Raw genomic sequence first — 14,212 nt, 5'->3', positions numbered from 1 at the left:
TTGGGCTTTGCTTTTCAGTAGGGCCGATCATTGCGAGATAAAGATTGAGAGTGGCTACTCTGGCACAGGAAGCTGCCGGTTATTTTGCCTGGTGGGTACAGTTTGTGCACCCACAATCACTCAATCAAGCACTGACAGCTTGCAAGCCAATGATGACGGTGCCGTACAGACCGGCAAAATAGAACAGCGGGCGAATCATCGGCCAACCAAAGGCGTAGACAATTGTATGCGCAACGCGGGCATAGAAAAAAATGCTTGCACCCATTACGGTGGTTTCGTTTGAGACTCCTGCTGCATTGGCAGCCAGAACAGCGATCGCAAAAAGAACCAGATTCTCCTGCATGTTTGCCGTTAGCCGATGCATGCGCTGTCGCAGGACTGTTGGCTCGGCCAGATTGTCTCGGCTCCCTGCCTGGTTTGCCAGTCCGTTCTGGGCTATCGCAAGACCAGCCTGTGCCAAGATGATCGCCAAGAATAGTGCGGCGCTGTAGACCAACATCATGAGTTCAATGGACATAGTTCTATTCCTCGTCGGGTACGAATTTACTGCGCCATCAGTATGACATGCCTTGAATCAGAATGCTCATGCCTGGGATCCGGCTTCGACGTTGCCTTCGGCCTGAGCTTGTCGCGAGTCGTAGTTGATCGACTAGTCCAGCGGGGTGTATTTCCCTGCCTCGTAAGCTTCCTTGAGTTTAAACTTCTGGATTTTTCCTGACCCAGTCAGCGGCCAGTCAGTAACGCTTACCCAGAACGCCGGCGACTTCTGCGGTGACAGTCGCTCACGGATGAATGATTTGAGCCCATCGGCCGTCAGTGGCTGATCACCTGTACTGCGAATAAAGCAGACAACTTGCTCGCCCCATTTGTCGTCCGACACGCCTACAACGGCAACCTCGCCTACCGCTTCGTGCTCCAGCATCGTATTTTCGATTTCAGCGGGGAACAGGTTCTCGCCACCCCGAATAATCATCTCCTTAACGCGCCCGGTAATTTTGAGAAAGCCGCGCGAGTCCATGCGTCCCAGGTCTCCGGTGTGCAGCCAGCCTTCGCTATCAATAGCAGCAGCGGTTGCTTCTGGATTGTTATTGTAGCCAACCATCACGCTGTAGCCGCGAGCACATATTTCGCCTTGTTCACCAATCGGCAGTACACTATTATCACGCGTGTCGCGTATGGACATCTCAGTATGGGCCGCCGGTTGTCCTATTGTCTCTGTGAGATCTTCAAGCGAGTCGTCGTACCAAGCTTGTGTCAGTACTGGTGATGTTTCGGTTTGACCGTAGACAATTTGAATTGTCGCCCCAAATACTTCTTTCAAATCGCGGCAAAGTTGTGGAGCCACCATTGCCCCGCCAGACATCATTCGTCGGATTGAGGAGACGTCCCGGCCTGAGCGACGGGCTTCGTCGATGAGGGCGACAAGCATTGTAGGGACGCCAAAAATGAACATTGTGCGTTCGCGCTCGATGATTTCAGTAATAACTTCAGGGTCAAACATCGGGGCCAGCAGCATCGTACAGCCTGTGCCGATTACTCCCATCACCAGAACAGCACAGCCGGTGGTATGGAATAGAGGCATGTGGTGAACAAAGCTATCACCGGACTTCAGGCCGCCACGTATCATAGTGTCAAGGGCGTTGCGAACCAGACCGTTATGATGAAGCAGTGCGCCCTTGGGAAATCCCGTTGTTCCCGATGTATATTGAATTTGAACGGCATCGCTCGGACTGGGACTGCGCAGTTCCCCGACGTGTTCACCCGCGAACAGTGCATCGTGATCCGTCAGTAGAATTCGATGGGTGATTGCGGGAACCTCGTCGCACACAGCGTCCGCGATCTCCTGCATCGGATTGCCGCGAAAGTCAGCGACATAATAGATTGCTTCAGAGCCGGACTGCTCGAGGACGTACTGGAGTTCGTTCTTTTGATAGGCCGGGTTTACAGTAACCAGGATGACGCCGGCGAGCCCGCAGGCTAGCTCCAGTAGCACCCACTCAGGGAGGTTGTTCGCGTAAACGGCGATTCTGGATCCCTCGGCGTGACGATTTGCGAGAGCTTTACCCAGTCGTTCCGAATCTGTCAGCAGTTCGGCGTAGGTCCAGGTGCGACAGATCTCGCCCGCGTAGTTAAGTTCTTTGATTGCAGGTTGATCTGGAATTCGCGCAGCAGACTGGCGCAGAATGTCGCCAATCGTCATGGGCGCCGGTTCAGGTCCACCCTGCGCCGGGCAGTAAGACTCGCTTAATTCTATTTTATACATGTTTTGGTCCTCCAAGCGGAGCTTACGTTATCAGTTTCACGGTAGCCTGTCTTGCATATAGATTCGATCTACTGTTTATTGGCGGCTACGTTTTGAAAGCGCTACGCTGATTGGAGAACGGCTTTGCAATTACCTGTTATTTCACTGTTAATAATTGTCGCAATTGTCATTGGGAGTCCTGCTCATGCCAAGCCATCTATGCAGGTTAAAACCGCGGTAGAGCGGGTTGAAAACTTGAATCCCCGTGGTCAAAATCTGGTCTTGCCTTATGGCTTTAATGCTGAGTCTACAGGGCCGGTTCTTGGCCTGGGGGGCATGCGCAAGGGTTTTCTGCAGGACCAGATGACCGTTGGAGGTGCGGCCTTTGCAGGCGAGGATAGCCATGGATTTTTTGCTGGAGTTTGGGACTATCGACTGCCATTTAGCAAGCGAACCTTCGTTTCCGCCTCGGGAATGTATGGCTACTACCCGCAACATCGGGCCTATTCCTTCCCACGTAATCTGTTTCTTCCGTCTGGTTTTAATCGACCAGGATCTAATGACTCCAGAGAGGACGCTTACCTGGAGTCCAGTGGCGATAGTAACTGGCTGGATATCAAGATTGAGTATGCGCTGCCGATTGGTGCAACGGCTGACAGTAACAGGGTTCACTATACCCTTGAAAACGGTTTGCTCGCGTCTGAGCCCTCAGGTGGTGAGACCTGGAATCCGTTGGAGGGCGGCGCAACAGTAATCGGCGTCAAGCAGTATAATCGCTACCAGAGTTATGAGAGAGATGATGGGGGTGAGCTCGATGGCGATACAAATGTCTTTGAGTTTGGCCTGCTGCACAATAATACTGACTTTCCCATAAATCCCTCGCGGGGCAGTTCACAGTACTTCGCTGTGCATCATGACCCAGGCTGGGGGGATTCCGACGAGAAGTGGACATTCCTTGAACTTGAGGCCAGTAAGTACTTTTCGCTTGGAGCCAGCGATTGGGCACGGCAGCGCATAATAGCGTTGAATGCGTGGACCGGTTATTCACCGAGCTGGGATATCCAGACCAATGATGTCGGTGGTAGCCGAGTGACTAAAGGGCCGCCCTTTCTGGAAGGCGCAACCTTGGGTGGTTATTATCGTATGCGCGGTTTCCGCGACAGCCGATTTCACGACAAGGCGTCAATTTACGGGGCTGCTGAATACCGCTATACACTCGACTACAACCCGATCCGTAACGTCAGCTGGTTAAAATTTTTACACCTGGACTGGTGGCAGCTGGTCGCTTTCGCTGAAGTAGGACGGGTGGCCCCGGAGTACACCCTCGATACGCTATTTGACGATATGAAGACGGATGTTGGTGTAGGTTTGCGAGCTCTCACCGCAGGCGTGGTTGTACGTGCGGATTTTGCTTATTCAGAGGAGGGCGGCAATCTCTGGTTTATGGTGAGTCATCCTTTCTGAATGCAACCCTCTCTCCAAGCCCATAATGCTTGAAGACAATAATCCATAGCAGGGTCGAATTTCAGATCGAAATTCAACCATGCCCCAGATCTTAACCAACGCGGTGCAGGGCGCAGATTTTGTTTCCGGATGGATCGCGAAGATAGGCAAGATATAGCGCCCCTGCTGCACCTTCTCGCACTCCGGGGGGTTCTTCACAGGTGGTGCCGCCATTGGCCAGCCCTGCTTCGTGCCAGGCATTCGCTTCTTCCGGGTTCTTTGCTGCAAAACCCACAGTACTGCCATTGCCGTGACTGGCAGGTTCACCATTGATAGGCTGACTCATAGAGAATATGCCGGTCGGGGTGAAATAAAAACAACGGCCCTTGTCGTCAATCACTCCTGGCTCATGGCCCAGGGCTCCGAGGACCGCATCGTAGAATGTTTTGGATTCCTGTATGTCGTTGGCGCCGACCATCATATGGCTGAACATGTTTGCTCTCCTGGTTTCGTTGAAGGAGGAGTAGTGTAGGTGAGTAAAGGCCTGACTGCTACTTTTCACGAGTGGAAAAATTCTCAGGCCCCTAATATTTTGCCGCTAGGCGATGCGCTGGCCGCTACAGATCGATTATCGTATATACGATGAACTTTATCGGTTTGTGAGGTGGTTATTAAACGCGCAACACGTTCCATTATCTGCCAGGTATAAACGGCAATCTGTTCGGAGCAAGCACAGGGTTCCATGGCTTTGCACAGTTTATTCGCACTGATTTTCTCAGGATTTTTCCAAGTGGATTTGCTATCGTGGCGCTGCCCTCACCCAATTCAAAGGCTTATTTCTAATGTTGCCAGCAGAGGTTCCACAACCGATAAGGGATTTGCAGGTTAAGACATCGCTTACACTAGTAGCGGTTTCTGCATTGGCAGGGACAGCTGTTTCTGCGGCCTTACTGGAGCTAGCTGCCAGGCCCAGAGCGATGGTATGTTGTTAGCTTTTATTCCCACCTTAATGGCCGTTAATCGGGCCTCATTGCAAGGCCCGGAGTTGGTATATCGAGAACGTTTAATCGGCATGATAAGTTTAGTCCAAATCATTCGTTGTTTTAGTTTTCTCTTGTTTTCAATGCTGGCAGCCTGCTCTGTAAACACCCCGGCGCCCGAATCGGTCAATACTGTTCCGGTCAGCAAGTCCTGGTTAGTGCACTGTGAGTCCTCGCTCAAGCCTTTGCATGAAGAAGGCAAATCCTCCAAAACGGCCTATTCAAAAGGATGGATTGCGGCCAGAACGCCTGCGGGCCATAAGATTATGCTGAAAGGGTATCTTGAAGCAGGCTTCGTGCAAGTTACCGATGTCGCTTCCAAGGACCAAAACTGGTTCCTGGACGCAGAACAGCCCTATGCTCATTTGCGCAAAATCTGCCGGCAAACTATGGAAAAGCGTAAGCAAGGCGGTCAGTTTCGGCCCGGGCTGGTAAGAACATCTCGATCCAAGACAGGTGTTTACACTTCCTTCGTTTTCGACGATTGGTCTGAGCGACAGCCCGTGACTCGGCTAGTTGTTTTCGGGGATAGTCTCAGCGATACGGGCAAGCTCCGGCGTCGGCTCCAGATGGCACCCCGCCAACCGTATTGGTTAGGACGTTTCGCTAACGGGCCAGTGTGGGTAGATTATCTGGAAGTATCTTCTGGCGCGGCGGTGCAAAACCATGCTTTGGGCGGAGCGATGGCGGCCCATAGGACCAGAATGAGTAATGAACAACTTTCTCAACGTATTATGACTAGCGGTCAGTTTTTGGTCACTGGAAGCATTACTCATCAAATAGATGATTACGCAAAGAACTACCTCAAGGAAAAACAGGGTCAGCCGCAAGATATGACCATTGGAATATTGTGGGCAGGCGCTAACGATTATATTTCCAAAGAGGCGTTTTCCAATTCAATTAGTGCGCTCCTGAGCAAGCCGACTTCCGAGGAGGGCTATAACATTGTCATCGATCGCGTCATCGATGCGCTCAAAGAGCATTTGTTGCGTTTGCGCGACCTTGGTTTGAGGCGGCTTTTAGTGATCAATCTACCTGATCTGGGGAAGACGCCAATGGTGTTAAACAACTTAAGCTTCAAAACAGGTGCTGACGATATTGACGAGCAGGAAAGGCTGCTATTGTTTTCCACGCGCCTGAGTGAGCTGACTCGTTCACATAATGCGGCATTAGACGACATGGTCCTTGGCATACGGCAAAGCTCTCCTGATCTTGAAATTATTGTTGCCGATGCAGATACGATATTAGAGGGTGCCTTGAGCCCCGACTTTACCAAGCCTGCTATGGGCTTTGATCTCATATCCAATCAGGTGACCTTATCAGGTGCCGGTGTTGAACGGTCTTACCAAAATCGCTGCTATGCAGGAATGAGCTTGGGTGTTCTGCCATCGTCAGCGTCTATCTGCTCAAACGCACCGCGAGCTGTGTTTTGGGATTTAGTGCACCCCACTACTTATTTTCACTGCTGGATGGCTTATGCCCTCGGTAATTTGCTGCATGATCAAGGGTGGATGGCGGCAATGCCAGAGGCGGATGAGTATCGTGCGTGGTGTGAACTCGTTGCAGACGCCTATTAATAGGCAAAGAAAAAAAACGCAACGCTATGCGTTTTCTCGCGGGCTTCCCGGCCACGGGTGCAAGGCGCAACATCGAGTTCAGTGCTAATGTCAGTGTATGCAACTGGACTTGGATGGACATGCCAGCGCCGAGACCAGTTCGATTAATTAACCCGCCGATGCTAGCCCATTGGGTAGCGTATTTCCTGCGACACTGAATTAATACGCGCCATTGTTTCGTTCGTCAGAGTCACATCAGCCGCCGCCAGCAGTTCTGGTACTTGCTCGGTTGTCGTTGCGCCGATAATAGTGGATGCAACAAAATCATGCTGCTTACTCCAGGCGATGGCCAGTGTGCTAACCGATATATCCAGGTCTGCAGCAATTGCCTGAAAGCGCTCGGTGGATGCCAGGGTCTGTTCATTGACAAAACGTCGCATCATCGCCTGCTGACGCTCAGGCTTATTCTGATAGAGCGTAAAACGCGCACCTTCGGGAAATGCGCCACCGTTGTACTTGCCGCTAAGCACCCCTCCGCCGAGGGGAGAATAGGGTATTAGGCTGACGTTTTCCTTACGGCAGGCTTGTGCTAATTCGTCCTCAAAGCGACGGTTGTTGAGGCTAAAATTATTCTGGATAGTTTCATAGCGAGACACGCCCTGAATATCAGAGGCCCAGAGGCTCTTGGTCAGGCCCCATGTGGATTCATTGCTGCAACCCAGGATTCGCACTTTTCCAGCGTGCACTAATTCGTCCAGCGCCAACATGATCTCTTCCTGTGGGTAATCCCAATCCGGCCAATGTGTCTGGTAGAGGTCGATGTAGTCCGTGTCCAGGCGGCGCAGACTGCCCTCCACCGCGCGCGTAATATGGTGCCGGTCCAGCCCGGTCATGCCGCTGCGCAAGGGTGCCTCAATCCAGCCGTGACTGGGCCCAGCTACCTTGGTCGCAATAATTAGTGCATCGCGATTCTTGGTTTTCATCCAGCGCCCGACAATTTCCTCGGTGAGCCCTGCATACTTTGCGTCGGGGGGCACTGGATACATTTCCGCTGTGTCATAAAAGTCGACCCCGGCATCGTAGGCCATGTCCATAATACGAAAAGAGGTTTTTTCATCCGCCTGATTACCAAAAGTCATGGTGCCCATACAGATATCCGATACAACAATGCTGCTCTTACCCAATCGATTCTTTTGCATATTCAATTCCTGTGAAGGCTGTGTAATGAGGAGAGTATAAAATAAAACTACGAGAGTATAAGACGGATAGTTGATGTCAACGACACACAGTTTTTTATTATCGGTCTTGCGCTTGTCAGCCCCAAAACCAACGATAGAGTTAACATCCCGTAACCGTTCGTATCATGCATCAGGAACTCAGGATTAGATGCTATAACGCCGGTCTATACCTGCTGGCGTTTGTCTAGCGCTTCTGAGCTTGAACCCTAAATTTTTCCGTTCAAAAAATCAAAGACCGTATTTACATGCAATCGTACACCGGTCACCAATACTTCTTCATTTATATAAAAGTGAGGACTGTGGTTGTAATAGATACCCTTGCCACCCTCTATTGGCCTGATCCCCGCCGGTCCGCCGAACTCGGAGTCTTGCGCGCCCAGGCCGATGTATAAACCCCCAATTGGATTAATGAACTCTGAGGCGTCGTCGTAGCCAAGGGAGGGTGGCCCCTCAAACACATTGGTAGCACCCACTACTCTCTCTAGTGTTGGAAGCATGCGAATTACCCATTCCGGATCATTGTAAACTGCCGGGACAAATTGTTCCCATACGACTTCGGCCGTTTGCCCGTGCGCCTCAGCTATATTTGATGCGATACGCTCCACCCGCATTTTTATATCTTGTAACAGGTCGTTATTGAGCACGCGCAATGTCCCAACCAGTGTCAGATTGCTACCGATGATATTGAAGCGTCCCTCGTCGATCACTTTGCCAATGCTTAGCGTTAATGCCTCGTTGGCTGGAACCTGCCGATAAATTTGCGCCAACGCGCTGATGATCTCTGCTCCGACGGGCATGGGATCTTTGCCGGCCCAAGGTGCAGAACCATGGGTACCCGCGCCCGCGATTTTGATACTGAGCTTGTAAGAGTTGGCCAGGGCGTTGCCTTTGGCATAGCCTACTGCATTATTGGGCGAGGGCGCCAGGTGAATGGCGAACACCATGTTGGGTTTGGGGTTTTCCAACGCGCCTTCACGCACCATCATCGAGCCTCCTCCCTCTTCGTCTCCCGGTGGCCCCTCTTCAGCACCCTGAAAGATAAATTTCACAGTGCCGGGAATTTGTTCACGCATAGCTGCTAACACTTCTGCGGCCCCCATCAGCATCGCTGTATGGCCGTCGTGCCCGCAGGCGTGCATAACAGGCACTGCGCCCTCGGGCCAGGTCTCATCAATTCTGGTGGACTTAAACGGTAGCGTTTGCATCTCTTTAACCGCATTTGCATCCATATCAGCCCGGAGCGCGATAACTTTGTCGCCCGGCTGGCCGCCCTTCAGAACCGCTACAACACCGTGCACGCCAACCTCGGTAGTCACATCAAGTCCAAGCGAAAGAAGATGATCAGCCACTAGCGCGGCGGTTTTTATTTCCCGATTGGAGAGTTCCGGGTGCTGGTGAATTTGGCGTCGCCATTCGATCACTTTTTGCTCCACCCGCTCAGCTGCTGTGTCGATATCACTATAAGCCTGTGCACTCGTTTCTAAACTGAGCGACAGGAGGCATGCAAGCATTATCGGGAGCTCGACAGGCGCTTTGCACAGCGTCTTCAAAGTTTGCCAATTCATTAAGAGATCTCCAGATAACATTTTATTTGATGTCGGCCAGTCATTGCTTGGAATTTATTGCAGGTTCGGAGCTGGAGGCTAGTGTAGCATTGGAGGTGGAAGGCAGTCGCTGGGCGGCAGTTTACCTGCGACATTCACGGAGTTATGCGCGCCCATCAAGACGATGTCGCTTTCAAGCTGGGGTCCATTCACAGGTCTTAAAGTGGTATTGAGCTTGGCCGTTTGGCACACGATCAAAAAGCAATTGTACAGCCACAGCGCTAGACCCGTAAGGCGGGTGACTGCTAAGCTAAAACGCTTCGCGTTGACTCACGGGGAGTGGGCACCAGAGACAATCCATACTATCGAGCCGTTTGGGAATCATCGGGCTCGGCATTCGCATAAGGCTGTTTTATGACAACAACATCGAGAAAGGACGCTGAATTCGAGGTTATCCTATGGGGTGCGACTGGATTTACCGGCGCTCTTGTTGCTCGTCACCTTGTGGAGACTTATGGCTCTGATCTCCGATTGGCGCTGGCTGGTCGCAACATTTCAAAGCTCGAAGCCTTACGGGACCAACTGGATCGACCAGATCTGCCGCTCATAAAGGCAGATAGTAACGATAGAAGTTCTCTGGATAGCATGGTCGCTCGCACCATAGTCGTTTGTACCACCGTGGGCCCCTATGCAACTTACGGTAATGATTTACTGGCTGCCTGCGCCTTTGCAGGTGTCGATTATTGTGATTTGACAGGTGAAGTTCAGTGGATGGAGCGAACGATCGATCACTACCTGGACGATGCCCGAAAAAGTGGCGCGCGGATCGTCCATACCTGTGGTTTCGACTCCATCCCTACTGACCTCGGGACATTATTTTTGCAGCAGGCGATGCACGAGCAGTTCGGCGAGTACTCAGATCAGGTGAAATCTCGTGTAGGCAAATTCAGTGGCTCCGCCAGTGGCGGAACGATAGCCAGCATGATGCACATGTTTGAGGAAGCTGCCAATGACCATGCAGTGCGTGAAGCTATGATCAACCCTTATTCCTTGAATCCAAAGGGAGAGCGAAGCGGCCCGGACCAGCCTGATCTCAACAAACCTGAATACGATAATGACTTTCAACAGTGGACCAGTACCTTCGTGATGGCCGCTATCAATACCCGGGTTGTAAGGCGCAGCAATGCACTTGCTGGATATCCCTACGGTCGGGATTTCATATTCAGTGAGCGTATGCTGACAGGAGAGGGTGGTCGAGGTAAGCGCAAAGCAGCAATAGTCTGCATGGGTAGTCAGTTGACACCTCTTGTCATGTCGGTCAAACCCTTACGAAAGCTGGCCGCGCGGCTTTTGCCGTCGCCGGGGGAAGGGCCGAGTGCAGAGGCGCAACTCAAAGGTCACTTTGAATTATTTTTCCATGGAATAAACGCTGATAGTGGCAATAGTCTCAAGGTTCGAGTAAGCGGTGATCGTGATCCCGGCTATGGCGCTACTTCGCGAATGCTTGGTGAGGCGGCAGTTTGCCTTGCACGTGATGACCTTGATTGCGCCGGTGGTATTTGGACCCCAGCTACGGCCATGGGAAAAAGCCTGACTCGCCGTTTACAGCAAAGCGCGGGCATGCACTTCGAGCTTATTGATGCCTGACTACTCTGGCTCAGGTGGTATTCGAATGGAATATCTCGAAGCACGAAACGACGCCTATAAGGCAAACACGACAAGGTGTTGGTGACTTGTCAAACTCACAACAGATGTTCAGCAATGCTTTTTTCAGTGCTAAGTCGATGAGTGCATTACGTTCGACCTATTCCAGCAAATTCAGATAGGTTTCCAGGTTTTCTAACTCCTGACTACCTGGGGCCAACTGCCTTCCTCCACCGTGGCTGATTTGGCCGCTGGCTTTTCCGGTCACCCAGTCGCTGAGATCGCGGCTGGCGGGTAATTGATCGCGGAAGTCTTGAAAATTCTGATGATTTTTTTCCTGAAAATTGGCAGTGTTGTTAGTAACCAGAACCAATGCCGACCCACTGTTTGGAGCACTACCCCCGGGCATGTGGCAACGCACGCAAAGTGTTTGGACGATAGGAGCGGAAATATTCTGCTGGTAGTATTGCAATGCGTCTGGGGCGGGCTCCGCAAACATGTCCTGTGCCAGTGCCGATAAGGTCGTCTGATTCGCGCCATCACGTATTGCCTGCGCCAGCGCCTCTACCTGGGAAAAGTCCCGGAGGTACAAGGGCTTGTGGACAATAGTTGTCCATTTAAGAGCATCAACATAGTTGACCCGCTCATCATTGTTGACGTCACCTAGTATTTCAGCGGAGAGCTGATTCAAACGGACACGCAACTGGGTGTTGTCCAGGTCATCCAGTTCAGTCTTAAGTAGCTGGTAAAGAGCCTCTGTGATCGGCGATATGACAAAGTTACCATTGCGCAGCTGCCTGCCCGTGATCAGAGCGTGCCAGAGACCGTTTACCTCGCTCGCGGGCTTGGCATCGATGACGAAGTTGCTATCTACATCAATGTCGGCTCCACCTCGCGCAGTGATCAGGTACCAGTTCTCTGGGTCGTAGGCTTTTCCATCAACAAAGAAGTTGCCCAGGTAGAGCAATTTAGCCAGATCATTGAGCTCGTCGAATTCGTCCTGGGAGCGGGTAGCTATAAAGCCTGCCTCAGTAAGAGAAGTGAGTCCGTCTTCAATAGACTCTCCGCTGCGCAGATCGGTGACAGTGACTCTTGCACCGGTTACGGAGCTACCCAGTTCGGTATGGAAGCAGCCAGCGAGCACCAGTGAAAATAGGCTCATTGTCAGGAGTCTTGGCAGTAGTAACATCGGCTCACCCTCGGCTCGGTGTTTGTGACAGTTCAGCATATTGAAATATTTACGTGCGTTCGGTGCCCTTGGATTCTCTCATGTAAATTGGAGCTGCCAAAATAACCCGCCATAAAGAGGCATCGAGTAACCCACCGTAAAAGTGAGTGAGGTAAGCCGGACCTTAGCTTGGAGCGCATGCTTCGGTCTCCAATTTGTTCAACTATACTGGAAAGACTATTGCTAACAACGAATTGCATATGACTGAATTGCCTCTCACAAGGGTCGCAGCGAGCGATTTAAAGCAGCGCTACATTCGCAGTGCTATCCGTAATACGCAGAGTTTGGCAGCAATAGCCCATGTAGCCCGGGACGAGGATATTGCCGCGCTAACTACGCTATTGTCAAATCCGGATATATCACAACCTATCTATACCCTTCCTGATCGGATAGATCATGACTCCGTTGCCTCTTTTATCCACCAACACCTCGATGAACGTAAACGCGGAGAGGGCCTTTTGATGGTCAGCACTGACGAGCATGAACGAGCAATAGCCTATTACGATATTCAGGTTTGGCCACAGTGGGCATCCTGTGAACTTGGCGGGGCTATTGATAGCGACTATCAAAACACCAGGCAAGGTAGCTCTGGCGCATTACAGGCATTTACCTGGCTATTTGACGTTATTGGCGTTGATTTAATTTGTGAGACAGCGGCGCTCGATAATGTGCGTACGGCACGACTGCTGGACCGAATAGGCTTTACGTATATGGGCGAAATTAACAGCAAGTTACCTGGAGGGGGCCTTCGCCCTTCGCGCTACTGGGAATTAACAAAAAACGACTGGCAAGGTTTGCAGTCCAAGCCATAGGCACTTTTCGTAGCGTCACGTGGGTGAACGCAAGAAGGTCGTAACAAAAGACGAACCCGGTACTTCGGTCGGGTAAAAGCTGCCTAGCGCTAATCTTGCTCATGGTGACAGGCACAGGCGTGGTCCTGTTCCCGCACAATCAGGCCAAAGGTTTCGCTGCGACAGCGCTCCATTACCTCGAGGCAACACGGGTGAAAGTGGCAACCAGCGCGAGGGGTGCTTGCTTGACCCTGGCGCTGGTGATCGGCGACACTCAGTTATGCCAGCCGTTGTAAATCAACAGACCCATCGCGTTTACTTGTTCCGATTTTTAGGAGCAGTATTGGTGCTCGCATTATGCGTGATCGCAATCAATTATATTATCGATCCCTATGACATATATCCGGACGTTGGTTTAAATTCTCCAGTCAGCAGACTAGACCGTGTCAACATCAGGCTCCATAAGCCATACGCACTTTAACAGATGCGCGCTGAACACGTCGTTATCGGCAGTTCACGCGCTGCCAGCTTACCGCCGGGTGTTATTGGCAAGCACTCATACAATGCTTCACTTCCGGGTATATGGATGCGAGAGCTAAAACTGATGCTTGAGTATGCACACACAGTAAGGCCGCTGAAGTCTGTTTTCATCGCACTTGATTACTACATGTTTCGCACCGAAAACGTGGGGAAAGTCAGAGAGGGACTTCCACCAGAGAGGCTACTGACACTCGCTGCCACTATGCGAGACAGGTTTGCCCAAAGACGGCAACGGTCGAAGGACCAATGGGTTAGTTTGCTCTCTGTTGACTCCCTGGTTCAGTCAACTCTTTCAATGTTCAGCAACGAAGTTCCCCAGTCCGAATACCTGGATGATGGAACCTGGTTGTACTATCCGCAAAAAAGTACCAACTGGCTGTATTCTTTTGTTAACAAAAAACGAATGCGAGAGTTTCTGGCTGAGTCTGGCGAACTGGATTTAGTGGAATTTGTTGACTTAATTGACTTTTTATCGGCTAACGATATCGACACCACTTTTTTCCTGTCTCCGTTTCACGGCAGTGTGATTAACTCCGTTAAAGCTGCGCAGAGGTGAAAAAAACTATTTGGTGTGGCAGCGTCGGGTTACCAAAAAGGTCAATGCTTCTGGCAGCGGCTTTCGCGTTACCGGCATTGAGCATAATCCGGGAATCACGCTTGAACCTATCGGAATCGAAAATTCTTTTTATACCGACGGCATGCACTTTTCGCCAGAGGCTGGAAAAATCATTATGGAGTGTATTACTGTCGGAGACTGCAGCGATCAATTAGATGTTCGCGTGCTCACACCTGGCAACATTGATAGCTATCTGCGCGATGTGAGCCGACTGATGAACGCATACCCTGTGAAAAACCCACAGGATTTTGCTGCTTTGCAGAAATGGCTGCGGAATGTGCAACTCATCCCCGTGTCCAAAACCGCAGAGCCTCCAGGCAATCAGTAATA

12 protein-coding genes are annotated in these 14,212 nt (G+C 51.3%); 6 read left to right on the top strand and 6 right to left on the bottom strand.

The features are described from left to right. Positions 1 to 124 precede the first annotated feature (124 nt). Together EYC87_RS16505 and EYC87_RS16500 are read right to left on the bottom strand one after the other, a co-directional pair. Positions 125 to 517: an MAPEG family protein gene (locus EYC87_RS16505; protein ID WP_279253839.1), complete on the bottom strand. Its 393-nt coding sequence runs from the start codon at positions 515 to 517 to the stop codon at positions 125 to 127. A 132-nt stretch (positions 518 to 649) separates the two neighbouring features. Next, complete coding sequence (locus tag EYC87_RS16500) at positions 650 to 2,263, bottom strand: class I adenylate-forming enzyme family protein (protein ID WP_279253838.1); 1,614 nt, start codon at positions 2,261 to 2,263, stop codon at positions 650 to 652. A gap of 123 nt (positions 2,264 to 2,386) precedes the next feature. On the opposite strand from EYC87_RS16500, the gene EYC87_RS16495 reads away from it, so the two are divergent. Further along, complete coding sequence (locus tag EYC87_RS16495; protein WP_279253837.1) at positions 2,387 to 3,706, top strand: BamA/TamA family outer membrane protein; 1,320 nt, start codon at positions 2,387 to 2,389, stop codon at positions 3,704 to 3,706. Positions 3,707 to 3,797: 91 nt separating this feature from the next. Here the strand turns inward: EYC87_RS16495 and EYC87_RS16490 are convergent, their stop codons facing one another. Further along, complete coding sequence (locus EYC87_RS16490) at positions 3,798 to 4,178, bottom strand: VOC family protein (RefSeq protein ID WP_040542164.1); 381 nt, start codon at positions 4,176 to 4,178, stop codon at positions 3,798 to 3,800. Between the two features lie 489 nt (positions 4,179 to 4,667). Here EYC87_RS16490 and EYC87_RS16485 point away from each other — a divergent pair, with 489 nt between their 5' ends. Beyond that, the gene (locus tag EYC87_RS16485) at positions 4,668 to 6,302 is read left to right on the top strand and encodes an SGNH/GDSL hydrolase family protein (RefSeq protein ID WP_279253836.1); all 1,635 of its coding nucleotides are present in this window, start codon (positions 4,668 to 4,670) and stop codon (positions 6,300 to 6,302) included. A 161-nt stretch (positions 6,303 to 6,463) separates the two neighbouring features. On the opposite strand, the gene EYC87_RS16480 is transcribed toward EYC87_RS16485, so the two are convergent. Together EYC87_RS16480 and EYC87_RS16475 are read right to left on the bottom strand one after the other, a co-directional pair. Beyond that, on the bottom strand, positions 6,464 to 7,480 hold the full coding sequence (locus EYC87_RS16480; protein WP_279253835.1) for an aldo/keto reductase: 1,017 nt from the start codon (positions 7,478 to 7,480) through the stop codon (positions 6,464 to 6,466). A 245-nt stretch (positions 7,481 to 7,725) separates the two neighbouring features. Then, positions 7,726 to 9,084: an amidohydrolase gene (locus tag EYC87_RS16475; RefSeq protein ID WP_279253834.1), complete on the bottom strand. Its 1,359-nt coding sequence runs from the start codon at positions 9,082 to 9,084 to the stop codon at positions 7,726 to 7,728. Positions 9,085 to 9,477: 393 nt separating this feature from the next. Here EYC87_RS16475 and EYC87_RS16470 point away from each other — a divergent pair, with 393 nt between their 5' ends. After that, positions 9,478 to 10,710: a saccharopine dehydrogenase family protein gene (locus tag EYC87_RS16470; protein ID WP_279253833.1), complete on the top strand. Its 1,233-nt coding sequence runs from the start codon at positions 9,478 to 9,480 to the stop codon at positions 10,708 to 10,710. 157 nt (positions 10,711 to 10,867) lie between these two features. Here EYC87_RS16470 and EYC87_RS16465 read toward each other — a convergent pair whose 3' ends face one another. Next, entirely contained in the window at positions 10,868 to 11,869 is a 1,002-nt protein-coding gene (locus EYC87_RS16465; protein ID WP_279253832.1) for a hypothetical protein, read from the bottom strand. A 266-nt stretch (positions 11,870 to 12,135) separates the two neighbouring features. On the opposite strand from EYC87_RS16465, the gene EYC87_RS16460 reads away from it, so the two are divergent. The 3 genes from EYC87_RS16460 (at position 12,136) to EYC87_RS16450 (ending at position 14,210) form a co-directional block, all read left to right on the top strand. Further along, on the top strand, positions 12,136 to 12,747 hold the full coding sequence (locus EYC87_RS16460; protein ID WP_279253831.1) for a GNAT family N-acetyltransferase: 612 nt from the start codon (positions 12,136 to 12,138) through the stop codon (positions 12,745 to 12,747). 463 nt (positions 12,748 to 13,210) lie between these two features. Continuing rightward, the gene (locus EYC87_RS16455) at positions 13,211 to 13,822 is read left to right on the top strand and encodes a hypothetical protein (RefSeq protein ID WP_279253830.1); all 612 of its coding nucleotides are present in this window, start codon (positions 13,211 to 13,213) and stop codon (positions 13,820 to 13,822) included. A gap of 10 nt (positions 13,823 to 13,832) precedes the next feature. Continuing rightward, positions 13,833 to 14,210: a hypothetical protein gene (locus EYC87_RS16450; RefSeq protein ID WP_279253829.1), complete on the top strand. Its 378-nt coding sequence runs from the start codon at positions 13,833 to 13,835 to the stop codon at positions 14,208 to 14,210. Positions 14,211 to 14,212 lie beyond the last annotated feature (2 nt).

Origin of the sequence: Candidatus Seongchinamella marina (genome assembly GCF_026262685.1) — a bacterium.
GTDB classification, from domain to species: Bacteria; Pseudomonadota; Gammaproteobacteria; order Pseudomonadales; family Halieaceae; genus Halioglobus; species Halioglobus marinus.
This window is presented reverse-complemented; position numbering and strand designations above follow the sequence as displayed.